General features: G+C 68.0%; 19 protein-coding genes. 11 read left to right on the top strand and 8 right to left on the bottom strand.

Features of this window, described 5'->3' with window-relative positions; all coding sequences use genetic code 11:
- Nucleotides 1-4: 4 nt before the first annotated feature.
- Nucleotides 5-631, bottom strand: a complete 627-nt coding sequence (locus ACFX43_RS03600; protein WP_378817121.1) for a TetR/AcrR family transcriptional regulator — start codon at nucleotides 629-631, stop codon at nucleotides 5-7.
- 181 nt (nucleotides 632-812) lie between these two features.
- Between ACFX43_RS03600 and ACFX43_RS03595 the strand changes: the two genes are divergently transcribed.
- The 8 genes from ACFX43_RS03595 to ACFX43_RS03560 all read left to right on the top strand — a co-directional run bounded on the left by ACFX43_RS03595 (nucleotide 813) and on the right by ACFX43_RS03560 (nucleotide 10,494).
- Complete coding sequence (locus tag ACFX43_RS03595) at nucleotides 813-2,525, top strand: S8 family serine peptidase (RefSeq protein WP_378817119.1); 1,713 nt, start codon at nucleotides 813-815, stop codon at nucleotides 2,523-2,525.
- Between the two features lie 165 nt (nucleotides 2,526-2,690).
- Nucleotides 2,691-3,314: a nicotinamide riboside transporter PnuC gene (gene pnuC / locus ACFX43_RS03590; RefSeq protein ID WP_378817116.1), complete on the top strand. Its 624-nt coding sequence runs from the start codon at nucleotides 2,691-2,693 to the stop codon at nucleotides 3,312-3,314.
- Nucleotides 3,307-4,356 carry an AAA family ATPase gene (locus ACFX43_RS03585; RefSeq protein WP_378817114.1) on the top strand — a complete coding sequence of 350 codons (1,050 nt, stop codon included), beginning with the start codon at nucleotides 3,307-3,309 and terminating at the stop codon, nucleotides 4,354-4,356. The genes pnuC and ACFX43_RS03585 overlap by 8 nt, the downstream gene beginning before the upstream one ends.
- On the top strand, nucleotides 4,353-5,918 hold the full coding sequence (locus ACFX43_RS03580) for a hypothetical protein (protein ID WP_378817111.1): 1,566 nt from the start codon (nucleotides 4,353-4,355) through the stop codon (nucleotides 5,916-5,918). The genes ACFX43_RS03585 and ACFX43_RS03580 overlap by 4 nt, the downstream gene beginning before the upstream one ends.
- Nucleotides 5,915-6,610, top strand: a complete 696-nt coding sequence (locus ACFX43_RS03575) for a hypothetical protein (RefSeq protein ID WP_378817110.1) — start codon at nucleotides 5,915-5,917, stop codon at nucleotides 6,608-6,610. The genes ACFX43_RS03580 and ACFX43_RS03575 overlap by 4 nt, the downstream gene beginning before the upstream one ends.
- A complete protein-coding gene (locus ACFX43_RS03570; protein ID WP_378817108.1) occupies nucleotides 6,607-8,499 on the top strand; it encodes a hypothetical protein in 1,893 nt (630 codons plus the stop codon). The genes ACFX43_RS03575 and ACFX43_RS03570 overlap by 4 nt, the downstream gene beginning before the upstream one ends.
- Nucleotides 8,492-9,118: a hypothetical protein gene (locus ACFX43_RS03565; RefSeq protein ID WP_378817106.1), complete on the top strand. Its 627-nt coding sequence runs from the start codon at nucleotides 8,492-8,494 to the stop codon at nucleotides 9,116-9,118. Before ACFX43_RS03570 ends, ACFX43_RS03565 begins: the two co-directional genes overlap by 8 nt.
- 2 nt (nucleotides 9,119-9,120) lie before the next feature.
- Nucleotides 9,121-10,494: a hypothetical protein gene (locus ACFX43_RS03560; RefSeq protein WP_378817104.1), complete on the top strand. Its 1,374-nt coding sequence runs from the start codon at nucleotides 9,121-9,123 to the stop codon at nucleotides 10,492-10,494.
- Here the strand turns inward: ACFX43_RS03560 and ACFX43_RS03555 are convergent.
- The 3 genes from ACFX43_RS03555 to pdxH all read right to left on the bottom strand — a co-directional run bounded on the left by ACFX43_RS03555 (nucleotide 10,448) and on the right by pdxH (nucleotide 14,603).
- Nucleotides 10,448-11,872: an ATP-binding protein gene (locus tag ACFX43_RS03555; protein WP_378817101.1), complete on the bottom strand. Its 1,425-nt coding sequence runs from the start codon at nucleotides 11,870-11,872 to the stop codon at nucleotides 10,448-10,450. The two genes, ACFX43_RS03560 and ACFX43_RS03555, sit on opposite strands and share 47 nt — an antisense overlap.
- A 71-nt stretch (nucleotides 11,873-11,943) precedes the next feature.
- Nucleotides 11,944-13,959 carry a beta-galactosidase gene (locus ACFX43_RS03550; protein WP_378817099.1) on the bottom strand — a complete coding sequence of 672 codons (2,016 nt, stop codon included), beginning with the start codon at nucleotides 13,957-13,959 and terminating at the stop codon, nucleotides 11,944-11,946.
- Nucleotides 13,956-14,603: a pyridoxamine 5'-phosphate oxidase gene (gene pdxH / locus ACFX43_RS03545; RefSeq protein ID WP_378817096.1), complete on the bottom strand. Its 648-nt coding sequence runs from the start codon at nucleotides 14,601-14,603 to the stop codon at nucleotides 13,956-13,958. Before pdxH ends, ACFX43_RS03550 begins: the two co-directional genes overlap by 4 nt.
- Before the next feature lie 69 nt (nucleotides 14,604-14,672).
- On the opposite strand from pdxH, the gene ACFX43_RS03540 reads away from it, so the two are divergent.
- Entirely contained in the window at nucleotides 14,673-15,776 is a 1,104-nt protein-coding gene (locus ACFX43_RS03540; protein WP_378817093.1) for a citrate synthase 2, read from the top strand.
- Nucleotides 15,777-15,839: 63 nt separating this feature from the next.
- Here the strand turns inward: ACFX43_RS03540 and ACFX43_RS03535 are convergent, their stop codons facing one another.
- Nucleotides 15,840-16,088, bottom strand: a complete 249-nt coding sequence (locus ACFX43_RS03535) for a hypothetical protein (protein WP_378817091.1) — start codon at nucleotides 16,086-16,088, stop codon at nucleotides 15,840-15,842.
- A 152-nt stretch (nucleotides 16,089-16,240) separates the two neighbouring features.
- Between ACFX43_RS03535 and ACFX43_RS03530 the strand changes: the two genes are divergently transcribed.
- A complete protein-coding gene (locus tag ACFX43_RS03530; protein ID WP_378817088.1) occupies nucleotides 16,241-17,938 on the top strand; it encodes an ATP-binding protein in 1,698 nt (565 codons plus the stop codon).
- 121 nt (nucleotides 17,939-18,059) lie between these two features.
- Here the strand turns inward: ACFX43_RS03530 and ACFX43_RS03525 are convergent, their stop codons facing one another.
- From ACFX43_RS03525 to ACFX43_RS03515, 3 genes are read right to left on the bottom strand one after another with little or no spacing between them, the layout of a single operon-like run.
- Nucleotides 18,060-19,313 (bottom strand): PIN-like domain-containing protein, encoded by a 1,254-nt coding sequence (locus ACFX43_RS03525; protein WP_378817214.1) that lies wholly within the window; start codon nucleotides 19,311-19,313, stop codon nucleotides 18,060-18,062.
- Nucleotides 19,306-22,062, bottom strand: coding sequence for a site-specific DNA-methyltransferase (locus ACFX43_RS03520; RefSeq protein ID WP_378817085.1), 2,757 nt, complete (start codon nucleotides 22,060-22,062; stop codon nucleotides 19,306-19,308). Before ACFX43_RS03520 ends, ACFX43_RS03525 begins: the two co-directional genes overlap by 8 nt.
- Nucleotides 22,049-25,153, bottom strand: coding sequence for a BPTD_3080 family restriction endonuclease (locus ACFX43_RS03515; protein WP_378817082.1), 3,105 nt, complete (start codon nucleotides 25,151-25,153; stop codon nucleotides 22,049-22,051). The genes ACFX43_RS03520 and ACFX43_RS03515 overlap by 14 nt, the downstream gene beginning before the upstream one ends.
- Before the next feature lie 69 nt (nucleotides 25,154-25,222).
- Here ACFX43_RS03515 and ACFX43_RS03510 point away from each other — a divergent pair, with 69 nt between their 5' ends.
- Complete coding sequence (locus ACFX43_RS03510) at nucleotides 25,223-25,588, top strand: helix-turn-helix domain-containing protein (protein ID WP_378817079.1); 366 nt, start codon at nucleotides 25,223-25,225, stop codon at nucleotides 25,586-25,588.
- The last annotated feature ends 67 nt before the right edge of the window (nucleotides 25,589-25,655 follow it).

Below are 25,655 nucleotides of genomic sequence, written 5' to 3'. Positions count from 1 at the left end.
CTGGTCAGCTGTGCCTGATAAGAATCCCGCCGAGCAGCACGTCGATGACGTCCTCGCTGCTCAACGGCTGGTTCGTTCGGTTCAGACCGGGGAGCCAAGCCCCGATCGTGAGGCTGCGCAGCACCAGCGCGGCCTTTCGCGGCGGGAGCCGCAGCTCGTTCACGTGCGGCTCGAAGACGAGCCTCGTCAGGTTGTCGATGAGGGCCTTGTTGGCCTCGATGAGGAACTTCGGAGGACCGGGCGGATGACGTACGCCCTCGGGGTCCGGCTCCTCCGTCACGGCCGAGCGCACGGCCATCATGACGAGGAGGCCGCGCTGCGACGTCGCGGCGAGCAGGTCGATGACGGCACGGAGCTTGTCCTCGATGTCGGCCTTGCCCTCCACCACCTCCGCCATGGAGTCGCCGCCCCTGGTCGGGTCGAAGACGTTCTCGGCGACCGCCCGGTAGAGCTCCCGCTTGTCGCGGAAGTGCCGGAAGATCGTGCCTTCGGCGACTCCGGCCGCCTCGGCGATGAGCCTGCTCGTTGTCGCCGTGCCGTGCTCGATCAGCAGCGTCTCGGTCGCCGCGATGATCGCGGCGCGCCGGTCGGCTGCGGGAATCGGCTTGGCCCGCGTACGTCGTTCGTCCACGTGGACAAGGGTAAGTGAGTGAGCACTCACTCACAAACCTAATTATGGGTGGATGCTGCCTCCAAACCCTGTTCGACACGATGCCGACTAGGGCATGCTGGGCCCACTGTCGGGCCGACAAGGGCCATGGCAGCGGGTGGTCCCGACAATCTCGACCACCGAATCCAGGAATGGAGACAGCATGCGTAGGTTGTTGACAGGCGCGGCCGCAGTCGCGCTGGGGGTCACCGGCACCCTCGTCATGGCGAACTCGGGCAACGCCACCTCTGACCAGGAGGTCCGCTATGTCGTGGCATATGCCGAGGGATCCTCGGCCGCCAGCGCCCGTGCCGCGGTGAAGGCCGCGGGGGGCGAGATCGTCTCGGAGAACAGTGCCATCGGAGTCGCGACGGTGACCGCGGGTGAGGGATTCGCCGAGGCGGCCAACGCCTCGAAGGCCCTCGTCGGCGCGGCCCAGGACAGGATCGTGGGCGCCACGACTCCTGACGCGGCCAGCAAGGCCCGCAAGCAGGAGGTGTCGAAGGTCGAGACCGAGTTCCGCAGCGGCACCAAGGGCACCGGGCCCAAGGCGCCGAAGCCCAAGGGCAAGACCGAGCCGCTCTCCGGTCTGCAGTGGGACATGAAGCAGATCGACGCCGCCGCGGCCAACAAGACCGAGCGCGGCAAGGGTGTCCGCGTCGGCATCCTGGACACCGGTGTCGACGGGTCGCACCCCGACATCGCGCCCAACTTCGACGCGAGGCTGAGCCGCAACTTCACCACCGACATCCCGGTCGACGCCAACGGCGCCGTGGTCGACGGTCCGTGTGAGGACGAGCCCGACGCGTCCTGCAGCGACGCGGCCGACGTCGACGAGAACGGCCACGGCACCCACGTCGCCTCGACCATCGCCTCGCCGGTCAACGGCGTCGGCATCTCCGGCGTCGCCCCGCAGGCCGACATCGTCAACCTGCGCGCCGGCCAGGACTCCGGCTACTTCTTCCTGCAGCCGTCGGTCGACGCGCTGACCTACGCCGGCCGCAACGGCATCGACGTGGTCAACATGAGCTACTACGTCGACCCGTGGCTGTTCAACTGCACCAACCACCCGGCCGACTCGGCCGCGGACCAGGCCGAGCAGGTCACGATCATCACCGCGATGCAGCGTGCCCTCGACTACGCCCGCGCGCGTGGCGTCACCCTCGTCGCGGCCGCCGGCAACCAGGCGATCGACTACACCAAGCCGCAGACCGACGCGAGCAGCCCCGACTACGCCAGCGAGCCCGGCGAGGCCGCCTACGTCCGTGACCTGCTCGACCCGGAGTCGTGCGTCTCGATGCCCACCGAGGGCAACGGGGTCATCGCGGTCAGCTCCACCGGTCCGTCCGAGCGCAAGTCCTACTACTCCAGCTACGGCGACGGCTTCGTCGACGTCGCGGCGCCTGGTGGGGATGCGTACGACACCGCCGACGGCACGCGCGACTTCGCCGCGACCATCCTGGCCGCCTACCCGTACGACCTGGGTGTGGCCGAGGGCGCGATCGACCCGGCGACCGGCGAGGTCCTGGTGCCGTGGGCGGTCTCGGACTGCTCCAGCGGCGAGTGCTCCTACTACCAGTACCTGCAGGGCACCTCGATGGCCTCCCCGCACGCTGCTGGTGTGGCCGCGCTGATCGTCGGCGAGTACGGCAAGCACGACCGCTCCGGCAAGACCCTCTCGCCGTTCAAGGTCGAGAAGATCCTGCTGAAGTCGGCCACCGACAAGGCCTGCCCCGTCCCGGCGGACTTCACCTACGTACGCCACCTGCCCAACGGCACGACGGCGACCTCGACCCACACCTGTGAGGGTGGCGAGGCCCCGAACGGCTTCTACGGCGCCGGCATCGTCGACGCCAAGGCGGCGGTCAGCCACTGAGCTGCTGCAGGGATACCCGGTTAACAGGGTATCCCTGCACTTCTCTGGCATTGCAACACCTGAGAAGTGCAGGTTTCCCCGGTTAACCGGGGATTCCTACCGCCCCGAAGGGCCCGGATGCTCAACCCGAGCATCCGGGCCCTTCGCGTCCCATAGGGTTCGGCCATGCAGAGTTGGTTGGTGGCGCACTGGGTCGAGATCGCGGGGGTCGTCACCGGGGCGGCGTGCGTGATCCTGGCGGCGCGGCGGAGCATGTGGACGTATCCGATCGGGATCGCGAACACCGCGCTCTACCTGGTCGTCTTCGCCGAAAGTGCGCTCTACGCCGACGCGGCGCTGCAGATCATGTTCATGGTGCTCTCGGTGACCGGCTGGGTCGACTGGGCCGTGGCCCGGCGACGGGAGTCGGAGGCGCACCTGCGCCGTGACGAGGCGTTCGTCGGGGTCGCCTCGGCGCGCACGCTGCTGCTCCTGGCGCTGGGGTTCGTGGTGGCGCTGGCGGCGATCGCGTACGTCCTGTTCGCCTTCACCGACTCCACGACCGAGCTCCCCGACGCCGCGGTGACCGCGGGCAGCGTGATCGCGCAGATCATGCTCAACCGCCGCTGGTGGCAGTGCTGGCTGGTCTGGCTGGCGGTCGACGTCGTCTCCGTCGGTCTGTACGCCTACAAGGGGCTGTGGCCGACCGCGGTGCTCTATCTAGGCTTCTGCGTGATCGTCCTGGTCGCGCTGCGGGACTGGCGCCGGGTGCTGGTCGGCCAGCGCGAGCCGGAGGTCGCGAGTGTCTGAGCCCTACCTAGCTGAGAAGACCTTCGGTCACGGCCTGGTGCTCGGGAAGTTCTACCCGTTCCACGCCGGCCACCAGGCGCTCATCCGCGCGGCTCTGCGGGCGTGCGACAGGGTCACCGTCGAGCTCCTCGGCTCGCAGGTGGAGACCATCCCGCTCGAGGTGCGCGCGGAGTGGCTGCGCGAGGAGCACCCGACCGCCCACGTGGTCGCCGCGATGGACGAGGCCCGGGTCGACTTCGACGACCCGGCCGCGTGGGACGAGCACATGGTCGTAATCTCCGAGCTGCTCCCGGCCCCGGTCGACGCGGTCTTCTCCTCCGACGCCTACGGCGAGGAGCTCGCCCGGCGCCTGGACGCGACGTGGGTCCAGGTCGATCCCGGCCGGGTGTTCAATCCCGTCTCCGGCACCGCCGTACGGCCCGACCTGACCGAGCACTGGGCCGAGCTGCCGGCTCCGGTCCGCGCCTGGCTCACCGAGCGGGTGGTGGTGCTCGGCGCGGAGTCGACCGGGACCACGACGCTGGCCGAGAGACTCGCCGCCGACCTGGGCACCCACTGCGTCCCGGAGTACGGCCGGCTCTGGTCGGAGATCCGCCCCGGCGGCCTGTTCACCCCCTGGCGCAGCGACGAGTTCGACCTCATCGTCGACCGGCAGATCGGCTGGGAGGACGCCGCCCGCAGACGGGTGCCGAAGCCGGTCCTGGTCTGCGACACCGACGTATTGGCGACGACGCTGTGGCATGAGCGCTACGTCGGCCCGACCCCCGATCACCTGGTCCAGCGCGCTGCGGAGCACGCGCCCGTCGCCTACGTCCTGACCGGGGACGAGATCCCGTTCGTGCAGGATGGGATGCGCGATGGCGAGCATGTGCGGAGCGGGATGCAGGCGCGGTTCCGCGAGGTGCTGGCCGAGCAGCCGGTGCCCTGGCTCGAGGTCCGCGGCAGCGTGCAGGAGCGGCTCGTCGCCACCACAGAGTTCCTCGAGCCGCTGCTCGGGCGAAGCAACCGGATCGGCCCGTCACTGGAGGAGCTGGGTAGATGAGCGACCGCTGGCAGAAGACCTCGGCCTCGCCGACCGTGCCGCACGTCCACCACGGCGGGCCCCGCGACGGGCTCACCGCCGCCGACCTCTTCCGGTCCCCGGACGAGACCGTCGAGCTGGACGAGAAGCTGCGGCGTACGTATTTCTGGCTGGTCAACAAGGCGGTGATCTCGCCGTTCTACGACGTCGAGTTCGACGCCGCGAAGGCCAACCGGTTCCCGCTCGGCGATGCCGGCGCGGAGATCACGCTGCCGACCCAGCCGGCCTACTCCTCCAACGTGCTGCTGCCGCTGCTCACCTTCGCGGTCGGCGGGAAGTGCCTGATGATCGGCGGCCCGGGCCGCGGCAAGACGACGCTCGCGGTGCTGATGGGGGTGCTGTCCGGGGCGACTCCGGAAGACGTACGCCGCCACCTCCAGCAGGGGCAGCCGCAGCTGACCGTGTCGGACCTGGTCGGGCTGCCGCTGCCGCGCGACCTCGTCGCCGCCGGGTCGCTGGCGGAGATCACGATCGCCTGGAAGTCGTGGCTGACCCAGAAGGTCAAGATCGTCGACGAGTACAACCGCATCCCGACCAAGACCCAGTCGGCGCTGCTCACCATGGTCGCCGAGGGCTACGTGGAGAGCCACGACCAGCTGCGCCGGACGGCGCCTGAGAAGGGTGTGGAGAGCTGGTTCTTCACTGCCAACGACGACTCCGGCGGCGGGACGTTCCAGGTCATCCAGGCCCTCAAGGACCGGCTCGACGTCACCGTGCAGGCGTTCGGCTTCAACGGCCGCTTCTTCGACGAGCTGGTCACCCGGGTCGAGGCCGGTGAGCGGCCGGAGGAGCACGTGCCGTCCTCCCTCGTCTTCTCCTCCGACGAGCAGTCGACGATGCTTGCCGCCATCCGGGCGGTGCCGCTGCCCGCGGACGTACGCCGGAAGCTGGAGTACTTCACCGGGCAGTTCGAGTTCGTGCAGCACGGCGGGCGGCGGTTCGAGTACCGCACCAAGGACGTCGTCGCGACCGCCGGCGGGGACGTGAGCGCGGTCATCGACGCCAACTCCGGCGCCGACCTGGTCGTCGACCTCGGCGCGCAGACCCTGAACGGACTCTCCGTGCGGGCACTGCAGACCCTGATCCTGTACGCCAAGGCATCGGCTTGGTTCCGCGGTGCCTCGTCCGTGGGGCTCGACGACGTGCGCGCCATGGTGCCGTTCGTGCTCCGCGGGAAGCTGCTGCCCAACCCGCAGCACCCGCGGTTCGAGGCCGGCGACAAGGAGCTCGCCCACGACCCGGCCTCCTGGCTCGTCGACCTCTTCGACACCGCGATGAAGCAGTTCGTCGCGCTCGGCCTCGACGCTGCCGATCCCGTCGGCGACCTGCTCGCCGAGCTCGGGGGCGGGCTGGACGGGCTCGACCGGCTGACCGTCTCGCAGCGGCTGACCCGGATCGAGTCGGAGGTCCGCCGGATCTCGAAGGTCGGCAAGATCTACGGCCGCGACTACGACGACCTGGTCGCGCTGAAGTATCTCCACCAGCGCTACTCCAACTACCTCCACTGGCTGGAGGGTTCATGATCCGGCGTCCTGGGCACTCGGTGAACGCCTCGGTGGCTCGGCAGCCGGGCGGGTTGCCTGCCGTCCTCGGGCTCGACCTGGAGCTGGCCGTTGCCAATGTCGCCCGCTGGGGCGGGGACACCGGGCTCTTCGGCGCCTCCCTGGCGGCCGGGCTGGCCGCGGGTTCGCGCGTGCGCGAGACCGCGGCGGTCCAGGAGCTGGCCGCCGTGGCCGCCTGGCGTGCGGGAGTCATCGGGCTGCGCAAGGACGCCCTCAGAGCGGCGTCGTCCTGTCTCGACGCCGGGCTCGCGGACGCGGTCGGCGCGGCGCTCGGGATGCCGGGTGCCGACGTCGCCGGATTCGTCGAGGGGCAGCGTACGGACCGGTTCTTCTGGCCCGCCTGGCAGCAGCTCGGCCGTGCCTATCTGATCGCCCGGATCGGCGGTTTCGCCGGGCTCGGCGGACCCTGGTTGGCACACCCGGGCGACGTCATCGCGGCGGGTGAGGGACGGTGGCTGGTGGAGGTCGGCGAGGAGCTGTGGGCGGTGGACGCCGACCTGTTCGGCCACTCGGTCTCGCTGGCCGGCGACGACCCGGCGGACACCGGCGGCCCCGGCGGCCCCGGCGGCCCCGGCGGCCCCGGCGGCCCCGGCGTCCGGGTGGTCAGCGTGCCCACGTCCTACCTGCTCGAGGTCGTGCGGGAGGCCGGGTGAGAGCGCCGACCGCGGCGGAGCGCGAGGCCTGGGAGGCGGCCCTCGACCTGTGGGGCGTGGATCTCCATGACCCGGTCGTGCACACCCGCTCCAACGAGGGCAGCTTCGCCTGGTTCGGGTTTCCACCGGAGGTCAACGTCGACCCCGGCGAGCTCGCCCGCCACGGCGGAGAAGGGCATCTGACCAGCGTCTTCGCTCACGAGATCGGCCACCACGTGCTCTCCCCGAGCACCCGGGTCGACTCGCTGAAGATCCGTCAGCAGATGGCGCGGGTGATCGACCTCTACGACCGGCAGCACCACCTCGACCTGGTCGCCTCGAGCGGGTTCTGCGCCAACCTGTGGTCCGACATGCTGATCAACGACCGGGTGATGCAGCTGCAGCGGGCCCGGCTCGCCCCGGACGAGACCCCCGACATGGTGCAGCTCACCCGGGCCCTCGCCGCGCCTTCGCTGGCCAAGGGTCTGCGCGGCGCGGAGGACAACGAGCTGTGGTGGGTGGTACAGCGGGCGTACGAGCTCCTCTGGCGACTCCCCGAGGGCGACCTGGCTTGGCCCGAGCCGCCGACACGGTGGAGGACGGACTACGAGCAACAGCTCCGCAACGCCCGGCGCCGCCTGCACGGCTCGAAGTCGAAGCAGCGGAACGAGGTCTACCAGGCCAAACGGGAGGTCGCCGAGCTCGAGTACGACCCGCGAGCCGGCCTCGACCCTGCTCACGACGCGACGACGGTGGCCGACGTGGTGCGTACGCTCGCCGCCGATCCGGTCAGCGGCGCGGTGCCCTGGGCGATGGTGATGGCGCCTTACCTGCTGTTGGGCTTCAAGAGCAGCGGGTGCCATGAGGACTCGCCGGGTGCGCCCAGCGCGGCCGAGCTCGCCGGAGCGATCGGCGACCCACGGCTGCAGAAGCCGTTGGTGCACCCCGACGACGCCGAGGTCGTCCTCGCCGACGGCGACGCCGCCGCGGCCGCCTCCGACGGCAGCGGGCAGGCGCTCGGGCTGGCCCGAACGCTGGAGCTGATGGCCGGCGCTGACCCCAACGCGGTGATGGCCGCCTGGTACGAGGCCGAGGCCCGCCCACACGTCGCACCCCTGGTCCAGCGCGGGCTCGCTCCCGCCGGGCCCGCGATCCCCGGTCCTCTTGAGGAGTGGGAGCTCGGCGACGACCTGGCCGACCTGGACTGGCCGGCGACGCTGACCACGGGCGCGGTGTTCGTGCCGGGAGTGACCACGCGGCGGCGTACGTCCATCGCGGACGAGCCCGAGCCGGCGTACGAGCCGGTCCTGCTCGATCTCTACCTCGACTCCTCGGGGTCGATGACGAACCCGCAGCGCGGTTCGGCCGCGATCGTCGCCGGCACGATCCTGTCGCTCTCGGTGCTGCGCGGAGGTGGGCGGGTGCGGGTCACCTCGTGGAGCTCGGCCGGGCAGGTCGCCGGCGACAGCGCCTACACGCGCGACCGGGTCGAGATCATGCGCCAGCTGACCACCTACTTCGGCGGCGGCACGACCTTCCCCTTGGACCTCTTGCGTGCCCGCTATCCCGAGACATTGTCGAAGCGGAGCCCGAGACCATCAGCGGAGCGGCCGGCCGAGGGACAGCGCCACCTCGTCGTCCTCTCCGACGCCGGGCTCGACACGTTCCTGGGCCGCGGCCAGGAGGAGTACGCCGACGTGGCCCCCGCCGTGCGGCGCGTGATCGACACCGGGTCACTGATGATCATCGGACACTGGCGCGGGCAGGCCCGCGAGCAGGCCGAGCGGCTCGGCTACGACGTCGCCGAGATCCCGGACGTGATGCAGGCGCCCGCGGCATGCGCAGCCCTCGCCGCCCGGATCGCCGGCTATCCAGCAGCAGGCACAGCGAAGGGAGCGAGCATTGGCTGACGAGGAGCTGTTCGAGGCCTGGCTCGACGAGGAGCTCGACCTCGACGCCGCCTGGAACGGGCTGGCGCCGGGACCGTCGGTCGACGAGGTGATGGCCCGGATCTCGACCACGCCGTCGTGGTTCCTCGACGACGCCGTCGACATCGTGGCGCTGGCCGGGGACGTGCTCGACACCTCCGACGGGCGGTTCATCGCCGCTGCCCGGAGGGTCGCCGCGACCGGGAAGGCGGTCGCACGCCAGGGAGCCGGCGTCGTCCTGTGGCTGATCGCCTCGCAGGAGCTGGCGGGGCCGTTCTCGGCCGCGCTGCGCGAGGACCGGTTCGACCGGACGCTGGTGACGCTCTCGCTGCGCCTGGCCTCGGTCGTCGAACCGCAACGCTGGGTCGAGGAGTCCGAGCGCCGGGAGGAGGCGGCGCGGACCTTCCTGCTGTGGAACGGGCAGCTGCCCGCGCGCGAGGACGAGCGCAACGCCCGCGCGCTGTTGTCGCGCCTCGACTCCGCCGCCCGCGCCGAGGCGCTCGAACGGGCCCGGCGCGACCGGGAGCACCGCTCCGAGATCCGGCGGCGTCTGGAGGACGCGCGAGCGCGTGAGGCCGCCAGCCGCTATAGCCCGGAGTGACCGTGAGCGAGACACAGGACCCGCTTGACCTGGCCGAATACACCCCGATGGCCTCGGCCGCCCTCACCGACGACGAACGTTGGCCGGGCCTCTCGGCTGCCGGCGAAGCTCGCCTGGCCGCGGCGGACACCCACCCCGCAGCACCACGATGGCGGCACCGGGTCGGCCACCGGCTCACTCCGGCCGAGCAGGAGGCGGCCCGGTCACAGCTTCCGCTCGCGGGCTGGCTGGAGCAGCACCTGGCGGTGGCGCGGTCACTGCCTGCGTACCGTCGGCATCGGGGGCCGCTCGACACCCTCAGTGAGTTCCCGCTGATCAGCCGGCAGAACCTGGTCGACGACATCGGCGGGTTCGTGCCGTTGGACGCCGACTACCGGCGGATGCTGCACGGCACCTCCTCGGGGAGCACCGGGGCGGCGCTGGTGATGCCGGATGATCCCGACGAGCTGGCCCGCGGGTTCCACTGGCTCCGCGACCTGATCGCCGGGCTGGCCGGTGGCTGGGCGCCGGATCCGGCTCGCTTCGCCGTGGTGCAGGTCGTGTGGCAGCGCCAGGCGTTCACGTACGTCTCGGTCGCTCCCGGCTTCGGCGAGAGCCTGGTCGCTCGGGTGAACCTGCACCCCGGCGAGTGGCCTCTCGAGAGCCAGCGGGCGTTCCTGCGCGACGCCGACCCGCAGGTGATCTCCGGCCACCCCACGTCGCTGGAGCATCTCCTCGACCTCCGCGACGTCGTACGCCCGATCGCGATCCTCTCCTCCGCGATGGCGTTGAGCGCGACTCTGCGCGCCGACCTGGAGCGGACCTTCCGGTGCCCGGTGATCGACGTCTACGGGCTGCACGAGACCCGGCCGGTGGCGGTCAGCACCGACGGCGGCCCGTTCGTCGTCGCCGACCGGCGGGTGCACGTCGAGATCCTCGGTTCCGACGGCTCCGCGCTCCCCGAGGGCGAGATCGGCGAGATCGTCGTCACCGCAGGTGAGAACGCCTTTCTGCCGCTGGTCCGCTACCGCACCGGCGACACCGGCCGCCTGGTTCGCGTCGACGACAGGCTCGCGATCGATGCCCTCGAGGGCCGCGAGGCCACCGTCTTCACCACCCCGGCCGGCGCCCTCGTCCCCTGCGTCGACCTCACCCAGCATCTCCAGGACGCGGGCGCCCGTGGCTGGTCGGTGGAGCAGGGCGCCGACGGCACCGTCGTCGCGACCATCGCCGGCGGCGATCCCGACACCGTCGCCACCCGCCTCGGCACCATGCTCGCCCGCGACGTCACCGTCCGGCGCGTCGACACCCTCGCCGACCTCGGCGAGGGCAAGCCCCGCCGCTACAGATCTAGCGCCACGCATCCAGAAGGTCGTCGGCAGTCCAGACCTTCGTGAAAGCCGCCTCCGGCTCGGCGCCGGCCGGACAGACCCCGACCAGATCGGTGCGTGGGTCGGCACCCGGGACAGCAGCCGAGTCCCGCGCCAGCTGGTGCCGGTCGCGCTCGCTCAGCGGCTTGTCCGTACGCCACTTCACCGTGCCGACGAACGCGATCTGATTGGCAGGGCGCGTGTCGGCACCGACGAGGTCGATCTCGGGATTGTTGCTGCGTGGCCACCACCCACCGACGGCCCGCACCTCGGGCCATTCCTCACGGCTGAGTCTGAAGACGGCATCCCGTACGACCGGCTCGATCACACGTCCGCGCCACGACGAGTAGCCGGCGCGCACTCGCGCGAGCGCGACATCAGGGCGGCCGGAGTCGACGTCGAGCAGAGACGGCTCGACGAAAGCGAGCCAGAACTTCAACGCCGGATCGGCGATCCGGTAGCGCCTGTCCTTCGGCGCGGGTCTGGTCGAGAGGGGCTCGTCGGCTGCTGTCATCCGTTTGTCCGCGAGCAAGGCCAAGGTGCGGGTAAGAGTCCCACTGACAGCGGTCGGGCCCAGGATGCCTCGCTGGATCGAGGAGAAGGTCCGCTCACCCTGGCCACCGATCGCCCTGAGCACCTGCCGGGCCGCACTCCCTTCTCCGAACTCCGAGTCGAGGATCCGGGACCCGTGTACCAGCAGCGCACTGGTGGAGTGGCTGAAGCTGCCTGCCAGGAAGTCGTCGAGGGACATTCCCGGCTCCCACTCCTGCGCCACGAGCGGCTGGCCGCCGGTCACCAGATGGGCGTCGAATGCATCGGTCCCGTGCGTGCCCGTCATTTCTGCGACGTCGCTCGGCGACAACGAGTGCAGGACCATCTCGGTCGCTCGCCCGTGAAATGGCTCCTCAGGACCAGTCAGCCGCTCCATCATCCCGAGATCGCTGCCGAGCAGAAGGAGAAGGACCGGTTTGCGGGACAGGTGCAGATCCCATGCGCGCTGCAGCTCACCTCCCCCACCTGGGGTGGACTCCAGCAGCCACGGGATCTCGTCGAGGATGACCACCGATGGCCGGTCGTCAGGGAGCAAGGTCGCGAGCTGCTGGAGAGCGGTCGTCAGACTCTGCGCCGACATGCCACGGGCGAGATCGGCCATCGGCAGGTTTGAGGCCGCGATCGCCTCATAGAGCGTCGACAGCTCCTGGGCCAGGGACGCGCCTCGGGCAGCCTGGAAGTGGACGTACGGCACCTGCTGGCGGGCGACGAACTCGGCCGCCAGACGGGACTTCCCGACGCGACGCCTACCGCGGATCAGCACCGCCACGCCTCGGTCGAGTCGCTTGCCGCGCGTGACGGCTGCGAACTCACGATCGAGGGCAGCGAGCTCCCGACCTCGCCCAACGAACATGTGTACCCCTCAACTCGCAGAGAATACTTTCTCTCATGATTGTATCTCGGGTGAGAGTAATCTTCGAGCTCTCAGTGATCTTCCCGGATGACCGCCACCTGACCCGCGCGGACCAGGTGGGGGCCGCCCTCGTTGCCGGAGAGCAGGTCGGTGCCGCGGACGGGGACGATGACCGCCTCGTGGGTGTGGTTGATGACGAAGACGTACGTCCCCTGCTCACCCACCCGCCGGATCGCCTCCACGCCCTCGGGGAGACCTCCGACGACCGGCTTGGTCGTGGTGAAGATCTGGGTGGCCAGGGTGTCGAGGGCGCCGGGAGTGAGCTCGGTGCCGACGTACCAGGCGGTGCCCTTGCCGACGCGTCTGCGCGTGACCGCCGGATCGCCGGCGCAGTCGCCGGTGGCGTACGCAGCAACGACATCGGCCCCGACGGCGCGGCCGCGCTCGCTCCAGATCGCACCGGAGCCGTAGGCGGTCAGCGGGATCTCGTCGCCTTCGGGAAGCGGGCAGAACTCCTCGACCCGCACACCGAGAAGATCGGACAGCGCCCCCGGGTAACCGCCCAGCCGGATGTGGTCGTGCTGGTCGACGATCCCGGTGAAGTAGGTGGCGACCAGGGTGCCGCCGGCCTCGACGAAAGCGGTGAGCCTGTCGACGGTCTCGTCGGCGAGCAGGTACTGGACGGGCAGCACCACGACGTCGTAGCCCTCGAGCGGGTCGGTCACACCCACGATGTCGACGCCGAGGTTGCGGGCCCAGCAGGCCTTGTGCCAGGCCCGGGTGGTCGCCATCGGGTCGACGTCGACCGACGGGTGCGAGTCGAAGGTCGCCGCCCACCACGAGTCCCAGTCGAAGACGATCGCGACGCTCGCCTGCTCCACCCGGGTGCCGGCGACCTCCGCGATCGCGGAGAGATCCGCCCCGAGGCGTACGACGTCTCGCCAGAGCCGGCTCTCGGTGCCGGCGTGCGGGACCATCGCGGAGTGGAACTTCTCCGCGCCACCGCGCGAGGCACGCCACTGGAAGAACAGGGCGCCGTCCGCGCCGCGCGCGACGTGCTGGAAGGAGTTGCGGCGCATCTCGCCGGCGGTCTTTGCGATGTTGCGCGGCTGCCAGTTGACCGCGGAGGTGGAGTGCTCCATCAGCAGCCACGGCTCGCCGTGGGCCAGCGAGCGCGTCAGGTCGGCGGTCATGGCGAGCTGCGGGGTGCGGTCCTCGTCAGCGGCGTCGAGGTAGTGGTCGTTGGAGACGAGGTCTCCGACGTCGACCCAGCTGCGGTAGTCGAGCGACTTGCGGAAGCCCATGAAGTTGGTGGTCAGGGGCTTGTCGGAGTGCGCCCGCACCGCCGCCGCCTCGACCCGGTAGATGTCGCGGATCTCGTCGGAGCAGAACCGCCACCAGTCCAGCTGCTGACCGAGGTTGGCGAAGTTGCCGTAGGAGACCTGCCGCGGCGGCCCGATCTGCTCCCAGCTGGTGTAGCGCTGGCTCCAGAAGGCCGTCGCCCATGCGTCGTTGAGCTTCTCGATCGAGCCGTGGCGCTCCTGCAGCCAGCGCCGGAAAGCCACCGCGCTGGCGTCGCAGAAGCAGTGGTCGTTGTGGCAGCCGTATTCGTTGTTGACGTGCCACATCACCACCGCCGGGTGGTCGTCGTAGCGCTTGACCAGCTCGGTGATGAGGGTCGTGGCCGCGTCGCGGTAGGCGGTCGACGAGGGACAGTACGCCTGGCGCGCACCGAACGCGCGCGGGTTGCCGATCTGGTCGACGAGCGTAGCCTCCGGGTGACGCTCGAGGAACCACGGCGGCGGGCTCGCTGTCGCCGTCGCCAGGTCCACGGCGATCCCGCCGGCATGCAGCTCGTCGAGCACCCGGTCGAGCCAGTCGAAGTCGTACGTCCCCGGCTCGGGCTCGAGCAGGGCCCAGGAGAAGATCCCCACGCTGACCAGGTTGACCCCGGCCTCCCGCATGAGGCGTACGTCATCGCCCCAGACCTCTTCCGGCCACTGCTCCGGGTTGTAATCGGCGCCGTAGGCGATCCGTCCGCCGAGCGCCTGGGTGACCTGCTCCATCCCTCTCGAGGGGCCCGTCACGGGGCCAGCCGCTCGGTGCGCCACTTGTCGCCCTCGCGCAGGTAGACGAGCCGGTCGTGCATCCGCCCCGGCCGGCCCTGCCAGAACTCCACCCGCTCCGGCTCGACCCGGTAGCCGCCCCACTCCTCGGGCACCGGGACCGGCCGGCCGTCGAACTGCGCCTCGATCCGTTCGTAGGCGGCCTCCAGCTCCTCGCGCCCGGCGACGACCCGGCTCTGGTGGGAGGCGTGCGCACCCAGCTGGGAGCCCCGCGGACGCTGGGAGAAGTAGGCCTCGACGTCTTCGCGGGAGAGCTCGTGGGCGAGCCCGTCGATGCGTACCTGCCTCTCCAGCGGGTGCCACGGGAAGAGCACCGCGCAGCGCGGGTTGTGCGCGAGGTCGGAGCCCTTGCGGGAGGCGGTGTTGGTGAAGAAGGTGAAGCCCTCGGTCGAGAAGCCCTTCAGCAGCACGGTCCGCGACGAGGGCGCTCCGTCCACCGAGACGGTCGAGACCACCATCGCGTTGGGCTCGACGATGCCCGCGTCCCGAGCCTCGGCGTACCACCTCTCGAACATCAGGAACGGGTCGCTCGCGAGGTCGTCCTCGTGCAGCCCGCTGCGGGTGTAGTGCTCTCGTGCTGCCGCCAGCTCAGCCGCCAGATCCATGCCGTCGAGCCTATCTTCTGGGCGGGTGGGGCAGAATGCGCAACGACACTAGGAGAATGGGAGACGGCAGTGAGCCAGGTACAGCACGGTCTCGAGGGCGTCGTGGCCTTCGAGACCCAGATCGCGGAGCCCGACAAAGAGGGATCGGCACTTCGCTACCGCGGGGTCGACATCGAGGACATCGTCGGCCGAGTGCCGTTCGAGAACGTCTGGGGCCTGCTGATCGACGGCTCATACGGCCCCGGCCTGCCGCCCGCAGAGGCCTACAACCTGCCGGTGCACACCGGTGACGTGCGCGTCGACGTCCAGGCCGCCATCCCCATGCTCGCGCCCGCCTTCGGGTTCGGGCAGACCTACGACATCTCCGACGAGCAGGCCCGCGAGGACCTCGCCCGCGTGGCCGTCATGGTCCTCTCGTACGCCGGCCAGTCGGCCCGCGACATCCACCTGCCGATCGTGCCGCAGCGCGAGGTCGACAAGGGCAAGACCCTCGCCGAGCGCTTCCTGATCCGCTGGCGTGGCGAGGCCGACCCCGCCCACGCCCACGCGATCGACGCCTACTGGTCCTCGGCCGCCGAGCACGGCATGAACGCCTCCACCTTCACCGCCCGGGTGATCACCTCCACCGGCGCCGACGTGGCCGCGGCCTTCTCCGGCGCGATCGGCGCGATGAGCGGCCCGCTGCACGGCGGTGCCCCCTCGCGCGTGCTCGGCATGATCGAGGACGTCGAGAAGTCGGGCGACGCCTCCGCCTACGTGAAGGGGCTGCTCGACTCCGGTGAGCGGCTGATGGGCTTCGGCCACCGCGTCTACCGCGCCGAGGACCCGCGTGCGCGCGTCCTGCGCCGCACCGCCCGCGAGCTCAACGCGCCCCGCTACGAGGTTGCCGAGGCCCTGGAGAAGGCCGCGCTCGAGGAGCTCCGTGCCCGGCGTCCCGACCGCGTCCTGGAGACCAACGTCGAGTTCTGGGCCGCCATCGTCCTCGACTTCGCCCAGATCCCGGCCAACATGTTCACCTCGATGTTCACCTGCGCCCGCACCGGTGGCTGGTCCGCCCACATCCTGGAGCAGAAGAAGACCGGGCGCCTGATCCGCCCGAGCGCCATCTACACCGGCCCCTCCCCCCGCCCCGCCGACGCGGTCGAGGGCTGGAACGCCGACTGGGCGAAGTGACCTGCCCTGGCCCGGGCGTCACAGCGAAGCCCGGGCCAGGTGTCAGCCACGACCAATCCGATCTCAGCCGCGATTCCGCTGGAAGACCGTGGCGATCTCATCGAGCGCTTGCACCAATTCGTCCGAGCTCTCGCCGATCTCGAGCGCCCCAGCGGACATCTCGCCGCCAGCTTCGACGTCATCGAGCAGCACCCGCACGGCACGCTGGACGAAGTCAGCCACGCTGTGGACGTTGCCCTCGGCGACGAGCTCACGGATCGCCTCGAGGTCGGGTGCCGACAGGGTGACCACGATCTCCTGAGCATCTGCCATTACACAGAGCCTACGCCGACGGAGCGGGCCGCACGTCCCAGTCGCCGCCTGGCGTGCGAGCGGGCGTTCGATTCGTACATCAGAGATCTCCACCTGACCAGCAAATTTACAAACTGACAGACCCTGACACCAAATGCTGTATATTCCACGCTGTGGACAGTGTCAGTTTGCCCGTGGCGGACATCGTCGATCTGCTGCGCACGGAAGGCAGCGACGTAAGCGACATCGAGTCGAAGGCAGCAAGCAGGGGCTATCCGAGCGATCTAGCTCCGACGTTGTCCGCATTCGGCAACATGCCAGGTGGTGGTGTCATCGTTCTCGGCTTGAACGAACGGACCGGCTTCGAGGCAGTCGGCGTCTACGACGCTGTCGACGCCAAGAGCCGCTTGGGCAGCCAGGCCCGCGACGCGGTGTCACCACCCCTTCAAGTGTCCTTCTCCTCCGAGGAGGTCGACGGAAGCACCGTCATGGTCGCGCGCGTACGTGAACTCCCATCAACCGACAAACCGTGCGAAGTCACCGCAACCGGCCATGCCTACGTGCGTTCTTATGACGGCGACTACCCGATCTCCGAGCAGGAACGACAAGGCTTCGTCGCCAACCGCGGCATCTCCCGCAACGACCAGGCTCCTGTCCCCGAGGCCCTTCGCAGCGATCTCGACGGCGACCTCGTCGCCAGGTACGTCGCGAACTGCAAAGCCCGCTCGCCCAGGCTCTCGAGCCTGCCCGACGAAGAGGTCCTTCGCTACACACGAGTCGTCACCCGCGACGGAACGCCCACACTTGCCGGCCTCTACGCGCTCGGTCGCTTCCCGCAGACCTTCCTTCCAACGCTGTCGATCACTGCTAGCGTCGCTCCCCGTCGCGGAGACCCCTCCGGGACCCGCAGCTCAGACATCGCCCACCTCGACGGGCCGCTTCCAGAGCTGCTCGATCAGGCAGTCTCCTGGGTGCGCCGCAACACTTCCACGAGAGTCCGTTTCGGCGTGGACGGTCACGGCCGAGACGAGCCTGAATACCCTGCAGAGGCCGTACGCGAACTGGTCGCCAACGCACTCGTTCACCGCGACCTCGGCACCCACGCGCTGAGTGAACGCGTGACGATGACGCTCCTCGACGACCGTCTCATCATCGCCAACCCAGGAGGACTGCACGGCCTGACTGTCGAGCAGCTTGGCGCCGGAACCGGGGGCCACGCCCGGAACCAGAGCCTGTATGACATCTGCAAGGACGTACGCACCAGCGACGGCAGGCGCGTGATCGAAGGGATCGGATCCGGGATCGTAACCGTCCGACGAGCGTTGACCGAGGCAGGAATGACGCCACCGCACTTTGTCGACGTCGGCATCCGATTCACAGCGATCGTGCCAGACCATGCCCTTCTGGATCCCGACGATCTCGACTGGCTGGCGAACCTTCCCGCGGCTCGCGGACTGACCGATACCCAACGCCACGCGCTCGCAGCGATGCGCCACGGGGAGGCTTGGACGAACCGGTCCCTGCGCGACATGTTCCCGATGGACTCCACCAAAGCCCGCACTCTGTTGACCGATCTCGCCGAACGCGGCCTCGCCGACCCTGTCGGCGAAGGACGCGGCCGAACCTATCGTCTGGGACCGACCGCGGGCGGAGTGCCTCCACTGGCCGAGGGCCCTCCCGTGCCGACAAACGGCGCCGACGTCCTAGCCGAACTCGCTGACGGACCTCTCGGTATCAGCGAGCTGACAACCCGTCTCAGCCTGTCCGATCGCCAGGTCCGCTACGCGGTGACACGCCTTCGCGACCTCGGCCTGGTCGACATCCTCGGCGGTACCGGTCAGCGCAGAACCGTGTATCGGCTGAAGGCCTGACCACTCACGGTGGCCGATCTTTCCGACCTCTTCAACTCTAGAATCGCCGACGAAAGTTGGCGGTCGCATATTTTTGTGCGCGATCAACGTTGATCCAAGACGCACAGCATCTAGTTGGTGGTCAGTCGTCGATGCCGCCACTGAGCATCTCAGCGACCTCGATCGGAATCTCGTACTCGACGGCCACGCTGCCTTCCCAAACCGGTGTCAGCATCGGCAGTGCGTCTACCGCTAGCAGGCCCTCGGCGACAAGTTCGTTGGTGATCCGAATGACCGGCTTGGAGAATCCGCTGAGGCGTCGGTTCTCTTCGTAGCCCGCCATCTCAAAGATCTCTTCGCGCTCGATGATGCCGCCCAGCTCGGCTGCCCGGCGGATCACGTCTGCCTGAACGGCACCCTCAGCATCGAGACGACTGAGCAGCTCATCGACAGCTCGGCTTGACCAGAACGACTCGACAATGTCAGTGCTGCGGTCAACTGACCGGAGCGCCTCCGGCGTGAGCTCGAGGCCGAGCACTGGCTTCGCGAGCTTGGTGAGCGCGCGAGTGTCGAGCATGTAGCACTTCGCACCGGTGACACGAAGCGCCTCTTCCACCAGCTCTCCTCGAGGTCCGTACACCTGGGGCCCCTTGGGGTTTCGCCACCACCAGTCTTCTTTGAGGTCAGAAGTGACGATCATCAACGGGAGGCCCCGCCGTTTCGCCTCCAACAACGACTGATGCCACACCAGATAGTCGCCGGCCGCTCCGTCCGGGTTGCCGTCCGTCTCCTTCTCCGCGTCGCGGTAGCCGGGCGGCAACTTCTCCTTGACTCGTCGATCCGACTCCTTCAGTGCTTCCGCATGCTCCTGCGGTGGGAGCGGCGCCCCCACCTTGCCCGCCAGCAGGTCGAGAAGGCGCTGGACCACGGAGTCCTCGGTGACATCGTGCGAGAACTTGCCGGACTCCTCCGCCTGCTCCTCGACCAGAGCCTGAATCCGGTCACTCGCCTTCTCCAGTACGTCGCGGATCGCTGCCTCTTCGGCATCAGGGACGAACGTGCTGCGGCCCCAGGCGGCGATACCGTTGAGCGCCTTCTGGCGCTGCTCAGCCAGCACCCCCAGCACCGTCTCGGTCGACTTGTTGCGGTTGTCGATCACCGAGATCCGCGTACGCCAGAACTCCAGGGCCGCTTGATGGCTTACCCAGACTCGGTCATCAAGCTTGGCCAGCACCTCCAGCACGCCATCACGGCCGGCATCGTTGAACCGATAGAGGTCGAGCAGCACATTCGCATCGAGGCTGATCAGCCCCGCGGTCAGGGCATACTCCTGGTCCTGGTACGACTGCGGCATCCAGCCATCGAAGCCGTCGCGCAGGGATCGATTTTCACTCATCGTGCTCACTCCCCGGGACCTCGAAGATCTTCATGACCTCGTCGCCGTAGTCGTTGATGACCTTCACTGCGATCTTCCCTGCGTCCGGTGCGTCGAATGGACGAGAGGTCGTGCCATTGAGGGTTGCCCAGGCGTCGATGTCGATCTCCGCCTTCAGCGAGCGCTTGAGCCTTTCGTACGGATCCTTGCCACCGGTGAAGTAGCAGTGACGTACGAAGAAGCTTTCGCCGTTGTAATCGGTATCGATCATCCATAATGCGATCTGGCTGGTGTCGTTGCTGCGAACCTCATTGGTCGTCGGATCGTAGACATCGACGCCGTTGAGTTCGACCACGAAACGACCGTCCTCTAGCGTATGCAGGTCGATGTCTGGCTCACCGAAGACGGTGAAGAGGTTGCCAGCGCCGGTCTTCTTGAGCTCCTCCCCCATGAGGAGATCGGAGTTCATGCGCACGAAGAGCAACCTGATCTTGCCCAATCGGCGCTCCCCGGCGACTCGTGCGACGTCTGCATCTTCTGCGGCCTCGGCCGCCTCGTCTGCGGAGACCTCTGTGACCACACCGGTGCGCGCGTCGAAGGCGAAGGCCAGCACACACACCAGGTCGATGTTCTCGGCCAGAATGGCCTCATGTGCCGCCGTCTTGGCGAAGTACTGGTCGACGGTCCCGTACTCTGGCCCGATCGCGATTCCGACCCGCAGACCGGCGTTCGTCTCCCCGACCGCTTGGATGAATCTGCCCGGGTAGTCGTCGAGGGACACGAACTCGATCCGCTCGGACTTCTTGCCGGTCTGGATCCCGGCCTTGCGCAGGTTATCGAGCATCGAGCGCTCGTACGTCGCGCCGCTCGGCTGCTCGACACCGGTCTGCTCACTGATCGTCTCGGTCGACTCCGGTGTGCCCGAGAAGGCCAGGCTGCGATGTGGGTTCAGGCTCTCTACCGTGAACGGACCGGCCACCCGAACCGCCTGTTTGTCCTCGTAGGGCTTGTCGTAGAGCAGTTCGAAGTCGGCGTGCCGTTTGATGGCAGCGTCGACCTCCCCACGAGACATCCCCTCTCTGATATCGGGATTGTTCGCGATCGACTTCAAGGTGATGTGCTGGACGCGCTCGTAGACGAATCCGTGTCGAATGTCGTCACCTGTTGGTGCAGGCGGGAGCGGCTTTCCGGTCGCCTTCGCCTCCGCCTGGCGGCCCTTCTCGGAGTCGGCGAGCAGGTACATCGGGTACTTCGCACCCATCAGGCGCTGTCGCGCCAGCGCCAGCGCCACCCTGCTGGTGTCGACTGTGATCCACCGGCGGCCCCACTGCTCGGCGACGTACGCCGTCGTGCCGCTGCCGCATGTCGGGTCGAGAACTAGGTCGCCGGGGTCAGTGCACATGAGCACGCAGCGCTGAATCGCTGTCGCCGACGTCTGGACGACGTAGATCTTCGGGTCGGCCCGGCTCTGAACACCCCCGATGTCGCTCCAGACGTTGGCAAGCGGCGTGGCAGCGAAGTCGTCGAAGTACCGGACGTACCGCAGGGTGCGTCCGGCCGGGGTGACACGCCGAGCGGCTACGAGACGGTCCATTCCGGCACGGTTTGTCTTCCACCCACCAGTGCCCGGCACGAAGGACCTGCCGTCAGCCTCGACAGGAAAGACGGTGGTCTGACCAACTCGCGTCGTCTGCGATGTCAGGTTGTCATCGACCATCAGCCTGCCGGCAACGACACCAGACTCGCGCTCCTCGCGTGTGATGGGCCGCCGACTGCCGTCAGCTTCTTCGACAGTCGAGTACTTGCTCGCACCAGCCTGGCCCGCTGTCTTCGTCGAGTAGATCTGGCGGTACTTGACAGACTGCAAGTCTTTCGCGAACCACAGGATGTAGTCCGCAATCGAAGCCAGGACATTTGTCCCGCCCGCAAAACTGCCAGCGCCACTCGTCGTATTGAAGGCAACCTGGCTGACAAAGTTCTCAGAGCCGAAGACCTCATCCATCAAGCTCCGGACGAGGTGGACGTTTTCGTCGCCGATCTGCACAAAGCAGGAGCCGGATTCCGTTAACAGTTCGCGGGCGACGAGCAGGCGATCTCTCAAGTAGCTCAGGTAGGAGTGGATCCCGAGCTCCCAGGTGTCACGGAATGCCTTGATCTGCTCGGCCTCGCGGGCAGCATCCTCGAGCTTGCCGTCTTTGACATCCCGCTTACGCGCCGACGCCTGCCAGTTCGAGCCGAACTTGATGCCGTAGGGCGGGTCGAGGTAGATCATCTGCACCTGACCGCGCAGTTCCTCACGCTCAGCCAGGGAACCCATGACCTGAAGAGAGTCACCAAGGATCATCCGGTTCGACCAGTTGGCCTGGTGGGCATAGAACTCGACGCGGTCGAGCTCGTCGAGGCCGTCGAAGGAGTCGAAGAGCGTCAGCTCGGGCTCGTCAGCCGGCACCGCAGCAGTGCGGCGAAGGTCCTCGATGAGGACGCGGGGGTCGATCTTCTCCTGGATGTAGATCGGCGGAGCATCAGCCTCCAGCGAGGCGGCATCGTCGATCTCAGGGAGGCTCTCGTCGCCATACTTGCCCTTCCACACCAGTTGAGGGTCGAGCGAAATATCGCGGTCGACCAGGATCTGGCGACGCTCCTCGACCTCAGGCGGGACGCCCCAGACCTCGGCTGCGTCAGGTGTTGGCAGGTTCGGCCGCTTGTCACCGTGGTGGATCGACTCAACCTTGATGGGAGCCTTCGGCGCTGAGCCCTTACGAGGCGACACGCTGCACCCTCCGTTCCACGATGTCGAGCAATTGGGGGTCGCCGATGATCGGGCCGTCGGCGTAGAGCGACTCGATGGCTTCACTGAGGTCGAACTTCGCGCGCGGCGGGTCGATGATCTCCAGATACCCCCAGCGACCGAAGCCACCGTGGTTGTTGACAGCGACGCACCAGGTGTCGCGCGCCGCGAGGATCTTCAGGTCCACGACGTCGGGCGTATGCAACCGCTTCTGACCGCCGGAGACCTCGACGATCAGGGTGCGCACTGGCTCCATCGGGTCGTCGGTGCGCGGGCGCAGCCGGATCAGAAAGTCAGGCACGTAGTCGTGCCGTTTGCCCTCGTGGACGTAGGGGACCTCGAAGCCCAGATGGTCGTTCTTGACGTACGCGGCAACGTCACGATTGCCCTCGGCGTACGCCGAAAGGATCTGCTCCCAGGTGTTGCCTCCGTCGCCGTCGAGGACGATATGGGAGACCTCGCAGCGGTCGGGATCTGCGATGATGGTCGTCTTGCGGGTGGTGAAAGAGACCCTCGCGGTGGAGCCGACCGGTTCAGCCTGGCTCAGGATCGGTCGCAGCCGCTGCGGCGCGTCGCTGGTGCGGACGATCGCCCCGTAAACCGCGTCGACAGCGCGCGAAAAGGTCTGCGGCAGGGCGATCAGATGGCCGAGGCTGTATCCCGGCTCGACGCGCACGGCCCTCTTGATCCACTGTCGGCACAGGGTGACCAACTCCGGGAAGAGCCACGGGCGAAGGTCACCGTCGCCCTCCCCTATGCCGGTTCGGAACTGCTTGCCGACCAACGCCTTCGCGAGCTCGAAGGCGACCGTCTGCTCGCGCACCGCGGAGGGCTCGTCGCGGATCGTGATGTCCTCGCCGATCACCGGCGCTGCGGTCACGGTGGTGGGGATCGTGGCACGGCCGATCAAGAACGGCTCGATCTCACCTCCGAGCGAAAGTTGGCCACGCTCCGGAATTTCCAGCCGGTAGCCGGTGACCCGCGGGAAGGTGATGCGCTGCCGTTCGCGTCCCGGCACAGTCCGCACGAGGGTCGAGGGCTGGGGCGGCCGCTCCGGACCGACCGGCTTGTCGGTCGGGATGAAAGCGAACGGGACGCCGTAGACTTGGGCATACTCGGGCTCGAAGAGCCCGTCCTCGTTGACGTCGTAGGACCGACGGCGTAGTCCGCGGCCGACGACCTGCTCACAGAGCAGCTGGCTGCGGAACGCGCGGATGCCGAGGATGTGAGTCACCGTGTTGGCATCCCAACCCTCGGTGAGCATGGCGACGGAGACGACGCAGCGCACCTGCTCGCCGAGGCGGCCGGGTTTGCCGACGGTGTTCATCACCTCGCGGAGCAGCTGCTCGTCGGTGATGTTGTCGGTGTCAACACCCGGGTTGCGGAGTCGGAGCTCGTGCTTGTACGCCTCGATCTCGGTGCTTACTGCCTCCTTGAAGTCCTTCTTCATCGCCTCGCCGGACTCCAGCTGCGCGGAGTCGACCAGGATCGTGCGCGGTCTGGCCAACGGCTCGCCATCGACGACATTGCTGAAGAGATCCAGCTTTCCGGCGGCCCAGCGGCCGTCGACCTCGTAGCCGGCGATCCAATCGTGGACCAGCTTGGAAACCACGGTGTTGCTGCAGACGACGATGAAGACCGGCGGGGTGTGGCCCAGTGGCTCGAGCGTCTCCTGCCAGTTGCGATAGGACTGCTCATATGACCTGTAGAGGCTGCGCAGCGCGCCGACCAGCGCATCGGGATAGATATAGGTCGCCGCACTGAGGTCTTTGCGGTTCCGCTTGGGCAGCGCGTCGCTGATCTGGTCCCACAGGTTGAGGTAGGCAACGGTGTCGCTGGCGGCGTTGTCATCGACGGGCGTACGCGGCACCTTGACGATGCCGGATTCGATCGCATCCATCAGGGCGAAGTCCGAGACGACCCACGGGAAGATGAACCCTTCCTTGTGCCCCGATCCCTTCAGATAGAACGGGGTCGCAGAGAGGTCATAGACCTGCTTGACGCCGACCTTGCGCGAGATCGCCTGGATCCCCTTGAACCAGACTCGGGCATCTGCGTTGCGGTCCTTGTCCTCCGGGTCAGCCGCCTCGCCTTCGACGGTGATCGGCTTGTCCTGGTAGCAGTGGTGCGCCTCATCGTTGATGATCAGGATCTCCGATTGCTTCTTCCCCGATCCGACACCCCACCCGCGCAGGACCCGCGAGACCATCGCATCGTCGGTCTCCTTGAACTGGTCGGTCTCCTTGCCCGCCGTCAAGATCTTGCGGGTCGTCTTGCTGACGCCCTTGATCTCCTTGGCGTCGCGCAGCAAGAACTGGTGATAGTTGACGATCAGGATCTGTGTCTTGCCCAGGAGCGGGCGCAGATCGGCCGGGATCAGGTCGCGCTTGTCGTAGTAGTTGTCGCTGTCGCCTGGCTGGAGCACGCGGAGGCGATCTCGGATGGTGATGCCGGGCGCGATGATCAGGAATCGGCGTACGAACCTCACATCGCGAGGAGTCATCACCTTGTTGAGCGTCTGCCAGGCGATGAGCATCGCCATCACGACCGTCTTACCGGAGCCAGTCGCCATCTTGAGGGCGATACGCGGCAGGCCCGCGTTGTGCTCGTCGTTGACCTCGTCGAGCTGGCCACGCCAGTCCCGATAGCCCTGCCGTCGACCGCTGACCTCGGCGAGGAAGATGGCTGTCTCCGCGGCCTCTCGCTGAGCGAAGAGGACCCGGTTGTCGCGATCGTCCTCCCGCCAATGGATGAGAAGCTTTCGGGTCGTCGGCGTCACCCCGTCGTAGTCGCGGTTTCGCCAGATCGCTACCTCCCGCCGGAGGTCATCGATCTGCGTGTTCCGGACCACCTGCTCCTGAGTGAGCATGAGCATCTCTTGAACAGAGTCATCTCCCCCTCGCTTGCCCTTGCGGGTCGGCGCCACCGGAATAAATGACTCACTGGGCCGGCGGCCATCGAGAACCTTGCCAGTGGGCCCATTGAGACCGATCTCGAAGTGCTTGGCCGGCAGCTCGTAGGGACTGTTCAACACAGGTTTCGACAGCGACGCGACTGCGTCTTGGTCGGGCATGAGCACCGCTTCCAGATGGGCAATTCATTGAGCTTGGCCCAATATATTGGGCCGATTCGATGCTCGTGGGTGGAAACGCTGGTTTCGATGCCCGCGTCCGCCAAGAACCCCGACTTCGCCGAGCGCTCCAGCTTGGTCGCAGAGAAGGTTCGACGACGGTTCGATGAGCTCGACTGGACGCAGCAGCAGCTCATCGAGCAGGCGAGCATCAGCCGAACGCACGTCCAGGCGATCCTCAACAATCGCGGCAGCGCCAGCCCGGATCCGAACGATCGGACTTACAAACCGTTCAACCCCACACTGGACGTGATCTGGAAGCTGGCCGACGCGCTAGGCCTCGAACCTGCCTACCTGGTTGACTCGACGCGACCGATCGAGCCTAGCGTCCACGACAAGGAGCCGGTGGGCCCCCACGGCAGGCCCGACGCGGTCTAAGGCTGGAACCGTCGATTGGTGACGTGACCCGTCGACTCCTCAGATCCTGATCGCAGCGGCGGGGGGA

Source organism: Nocardioides sp. YIM B13467, from assembly GCF_042788075.1.
Classification (GTDB): Bacteria; Actinomycetota; Actinomycetes; order Propionibacteriales; family Nocardioidaceae; genus Nocardioides.
Note: the sequence above shows the minus strand (reverse complement) of the source record. Positions and strands in the feature narration are given on the sequence as shown.

Excerpts from the sequence above, each read along its gene's own strand:
- ACFX43_RS03595 (WP_378817119.1), top strand. The coding sequence starts at position 813 with ATGCGTAGGTTGTTGACAGGCGCGGCCGCAGTCGCGCTGGGGGTCACC.
- pnuC (WP_378817116.1), top strand. The coding sequence starts at position 2,691 with ATGCAGAGTTGGTTGGTGGCGCACTGGGTCGAGATCGCGGGGGTCGTC.
- ACFX43_RS03580 (WP_378817111.1), top strand. The coding sequence starts at position 4,353 with ATGAGCGACCGCTGGCAGAAGACCTCGGCCTCGCCGACCGTGCCGCAC.
- ACFX43_RS03575 (WP_378817110.1), top strand. The coding sequence starts at position 5,915 with ATGATCCGGCGTCCTGGGCACTCGGTGAACGCCTCGGTGGCTCGGCAG.
- ACFX43_RS03555 (WP_378817101.1), bottom strand. The coding sequence starts at position 11,872 with ATGTTCGTTGGGCGAGGTCGGGAGCTCGCTGCCCTCGATCGTGAGTTC.
- pdxH (WP_378817096.1), bottom strand. The coding sequence starts at position 14,603 with ATGGATCTGGCGGCTGAGCTGGCGGCAGCACGAGAGCACTACACCCGC.
- ACFX43_RS03535 (WP_378817091.1), bottom strand. The coding sequence starts at position 16,088 with ATGGCAGATGCTCAGGAGATCGTGGTCACCCTGTCGGCACCCGACCTC.
- ACFX43_RS03525 (WP_378817214.1), bottom strand. The coding sequence starts at position 19,313 with ATGAGTGAAAATCGATCCCTGCGCGACGGCTTCGATGGCTGGATGCCG.
- ACFX43_RS03515 (WP_378817082.1), bottom strand. The coding sequence starts at position 25,153 with ATGCCCGACCAAGACGCAGTCGCGTCGCTGTCGAAACCTGTGTTGAAC.